The following is a 757-nucleotide window of genomic DNA, read 5'->3' as shown; positions in this document are numbered from 1 at the left end:
CGAACGCCGTGGCGGTCGGGGGTGGACTCGTGTTGACGGTGTGCGCACTCGTCGCCGAACGCATGTGCATCGCTCCTCCTGGGGACGATGACGATGACGACCTCCCCCGGGGCGGCACGACGCAGGCGCACTGACACCGGGCGGCACGACCCGGCGCACCGCCCAGCACGACCCGACCGCAGGAGGCCCGCGATGCCGCGTGAACGACTCGACGAGCCCGGTCTGGGACTGACCGGCACCACCTGGACCCGGGTGTCGCCCAAGCTCGTCTGGACCGAGCTCGTCACGACGATCGTGATCGGGCTCGTGGTGACCGCCGGCTGCGTCATCATCGGCGTCGTCAGCGGCGGGTTCTCCGGCACGGCCGGCACCGTCTGGACGCTGATCGGCATCGCGGTCGCGATCGTCACCCTCGTGACGGCCATCCTGACGCCGCGACGCGTGCGGGCGATCGGGTACGCCCTCCGTGACGACGACCTCGTCCTCCGGCGCGGCCTGATGTGGCAGCGGTTCACCGCCGTCCCGTACGGCCGCATGCAGCTCGTCGACGTCAACCGCGGGCCGCTCGACCGGGTGCTCGGCATGAGCGAGCTGAAGTTCGTCACGGCGGCCGCGTCGACCAACGTCCGGATCCCCGGCATCCCCTTCGCCGACGCCGACGAGCTGCGCGACCGGCTCGTCGAGCTCGCCGAGTCCCGCCGCGCCGGGCTCTAGGAGGGCCGCATGACCTTCCGACCCGGCCCGCCGCCGCCCGCTC

At 72.7% G+C, this 757-nt stretch carries 1 protein-coding gene; it reads left to right on the top strand.

Annotation, left to right across the window (positions count from 1 at the left end):
* Positions 1 to 192: 192 nt before the first annotated feature.
* Positions 193 to 714 carry a PH domain-containing protein gene (locus tag BIV01_RS12740; protein WP_070417322.1) on the top strand — a complete coding sequence of 174 codons (522 nt, stop codon included), beginning with the start codon at positions 193 to 195 and terminating at the stop codon, positions 712 to 714.
* Positions 715 to 757 lie beyond the last annotated feature (43 nt).

It is taken from the genome of Curtobacterium sp. MCBA15_013 (assembly GCF_001865095.1).
In the GTDB taxonomy this organism is placed as follows: Bacteria; Actinomycetota; Actinomycetes; order Actinomycetales; family Microbacteriaceae; genus Curtobacterium.
Note: the sequence above shows the minus strand (reverse complement) of the source record. Positions and strands in the feature narration are given on the sequence as shown.

Excerpts from the sequence above, each read along its gene's own strand:
- BIV01_RS12740 (WP_070417322.1), top strand. The coding sequence starts at position 193 with ATGCCGCGTGAACGACTCGACGAGCCCGGTCTGGGACTGACCGGCACC.